Here is a 2,821-nt window from a genome sequence, read left to right as displayed (position 1 = left end):
GTTCCAGGCGGAAATCGCAGCCGACGCCAACACCGGTGGCCTCTATGAAACGAATGGCCGGGCGTGGGTGGTTCAGCCCCCGCCGGAAGTCGTTAAAAAAGCGTTCAAGCCCAACGAATGGAATGAGATGATTGTGGCGGCAAAAGGTGGGGACATCACCGTTTGGGTGAATGGAGTGAAAACCGCCGAGGTGAAAAACGATCCCGGCCGCCGCGAAGGACATTTCGCCCTCCAGCTCCACGGCGGCAACGACATGCTCGTGATGTTCAAGGACATTGAAATCCTTGAACCCGAGGAATAATCGCAGCAAGCAAGCACATTGGCGGGGCCATCGCACATCGCCGAGCATTGTTTCGCTATGACACTGAAGTTGATCATCCCGTGCGGCCCGCACAGCAGAGGAGGTTGTCTGTGCGCACATCTCATACGCTCACTGCGGCAACCCTGATGGGAGCCCTGGTGCTTTTGGGACCGCTCGCCCTTGGCCAACCCAGACCCACTCCAGATGAATTCACAGCCCGCGAGCAATGGCTGGCAGAGCATCGTCCCGGGAAAGACTCTCGTTTGCCGTTCTCCGTTATGCCGGCCAATTCGTTCCCTGGGAGCGATGTGGGTTAGCGTCATCCCAACATGCGCGTGGGCTCGGGCACCAGCGGTCGCAGAAATGACTCTGGGAATGATCCCGCGGGCAGTCTCTCCAGGGCACCTCACGCAAACAGGCCGATCCCTGATGGAGAAGGGCTTTTCGCTGGTGGCCAAAGAAGCGCGCAAGGTGATCGTGATCGTGTATCAAAAGGTTGCACACTAGGGCAGCGGACTGCCGCGGGCTTCACAGTAACGTCTTCTGTGTCGGACGGTCGAGCAGGTACGCCTCCCATCCCCGCGATTGAAGGTCCCGCACAAAACACTCCGGCCCATGGGTGGCATAGATGATACGCGGGCGAACCAACTCAATCAGTTTCAGCAATCCGTCGTAGTCCGCGTGATCCGAGAAAGGAAACGCCATATCCACTCCCAGCCGGTAGCGTGCGGAAGGGTCCATAGCCCATCCTGTCACCGCAATGCGGCATGTGCGGTCGTGGACGAGGTCCAGCTTCGTTCCAGGCGACACAACCAGCACTTCACCCGGACGCACCGTCCCATCGAACACTCGGTATCGGCCCACATTGACGCCAAATGACTCGTAGACACGGCTGATGTCCGCCACATGCCGATGAAGGACGAGCTGCAACCCGGCATCGCTGAGGCGGCGAGATACCTCCTGCGCTTTGCCCAATGCGTAGGCGAGAATGACGGGCACCTTCCCCTGTTCGAAAAGCCTCGCAATCGTATCCACGAGGTCACGAAAAACCATTTCCTCCGGAGGGAAGCGGTACATCGGGTGGCCGTAGGTACTTTCCATAATCAGGATATCGGCGGCAACAGGCTGGGCCGGAGGCACCGTCAATGACTTCCGCAGTTTAAAATCCCCGGTGTACAGGAGTCGCTCTCCTGCGTGTTCCACCAAAAGCATTGCCGAACCGAGACAGTGACCCGCGGGATAGACGGTCAACCGCACTCCCGCCCAGTTGACGGACTCACCATAGCGGAGCGTGCGGACGGCCCGCGGACCGAGTCGATGGTCTAAAAGAGCGGCTGTTTCTTCCGTGCAGAGGACATATTCATGTCGGGCAATGTGATCGGCATGAGCGTGCGAGACAAAGGCGCGGGCCTGACGAAATCGGGCGTCCACCGCCAGATCAACCGGCAGGAGTTTGAGGGCTCGATCGTAGTAAAAAAGACGCTGTTTGGGCATAGCTCGGGTGTCCGTTTTCTTGATATTGTGCTCTGCCGTATCGATTCTCCGTTACCTCCGCGGTTGGAGCTACGACGTCCCGGTGCACGTCCGCCAGCAATCTTGTCGATTGGACCTCTCGCCGTTTTCTGCACAAGTGGGGATGAGTCACACGCGGCCTCAGTTGACCCCGAACAAATCGACGGCCAAAATTAATTCTAGAGTGTTGATGAAATGCCCGAGGCGGGCCCGATGGTGGCCGTCCGTCGATACGCCGTGTATGTACCTCATGTGACGCACTCGGTGTGTGACACGTCATCGGAGGGCGGGTTCCAGCGGCTCCTCCACGGGCTGAAGACCTCGGGGTGGGTTATTGGGTGCTGCCCTGGGCTGGGGAAGATTTAGGTTTTTCCCTTGGCTGGGCAAGACTGGTGGTTTGCTCGCTCAGGGCGAGAGGCTGACGCAAGAAATTTATTGCGACTGAAGGATGTTGAGGGCGATTAGCTCAGTTGGTTAGAGCGCCACCCTTACAAGGTGGAAGTCGGCCGTTCGAGTCGGCCATCGCCCAATGGGGAAGTGGGCCAAGAGAAGTCGTGCGGCACAAGCAGAGGCATAAGTTGCCTATTTTCCAGCAGTTGCGGCGATGTCTTTGCTTCATTGCGCTCTATTGCGGTCGGTTGCGGAGCCAGATTTGGAGCCACCGTGGAGCCGGATTTGGAGCCACCGCTTTTTCTAGGCGGCCACCCTCGGGAACGTTTCTCGGCTAGTCTCTCGTACAAGGCCGGGTTGTCTGTGGGGATTGCCCTTTCCATGGCAAGCTCCGCGTCAGACTGCGAAAAGGAAGCATCCATATTCGCCGCTTTTGCTCTCTCGTTTCTATTGAGAGTGATTGGGCCGTCCGGGGGTGTTGCCCTTTCCATTGCAAACCCCCCTACGGCTTGTGAGACAAGGTTGAGGTCCAGGGTTTGCTCGCTCGCGGTCGTTTCCTGTGGTTTAACTCCTCTTTCCTGGCCGGTCGTGCACGGGCCCGCGGTTTCCAAAGAAATT

At 58.2% G+C, this 2,821-nt stretch carries 3 protein-coding genes and 1 tRNA gene; 3 read left to right on the top strand and 1 reads right to left on the bottom strand.

The genetic code is table 11. The features are described from left to right. Both H5U08_RS14845 and H5U08_RS14840 read left to right on the top strand, forming a co-directional pair. On the top strand, positions 1 to 301 hold a 301-nt coding region (locus H5U08_RS14845), incomplete at its 5' end, for a DUF1080 domain-containing protein (RefSeq protein ID WP_297034724.1). Positions 302 to 411: 110 nt separating this feature from the next. Beyond that, complete coding sequence (locus H5U08_RS14840; protein WP_297034721.1) at positions 412 to 618, top strand: hypothetical protein; 207 nt, start codon at positions 412 to 414, stop codon at positions 616 to 618. A 211-nt stretch (positions 619 to 829) separates the two neighbouring features. Here the strand turns inward: H5U08_RS14840 and H5U08_RS14835 are convergent, their stop codons facing one another. Continuing rightward, complete coding sequence (locus H5U08_RS14835; RefSeq protein WP_297034719.1) at positions 830 to 1,795, bottom strand: MBL fold metallo-hydrolase RNA specificity domain-containing protein; 966 nt, start codon at positions 1,793 to 1,795, stop codon at positions 830 to 832. Between the two features lie 473 nt (positions 1,796 to 2,268). On the opposite strand from H5U08_RS14835, the gene H5U08_RS14830 reads away from it, so the two are divergent. Beyond that, a tRNA-Val gene (locus H5U08_RS14830) sits at positions 2,269 to 2,342 on the top strand. Positions 2,343 to 2,821 lie beyond the last annotated feature (479 nt).

Source organism: Thermogutta sp. (genome assembly GCF_014359955.1).
Taxonomy (GTDB): Bacteria; Planctomycetota; Planctomycetia; order Pirellulales; family Thermoguttaceae; genus Thermogutta.
This window is presented reverse-complemented; position numbering and strand designations above follow the sequence as displayed.

Excerpts from the sequence above, each read along its gene's own strand:
- H5U08_RS14835 (WP_297034719.1), bottom strand. The coding sequence starts at position 1,795 with ATGCCCAAACAGCGTCTTTTTTACTACGATCGAGCCCTCAAACTCCTG.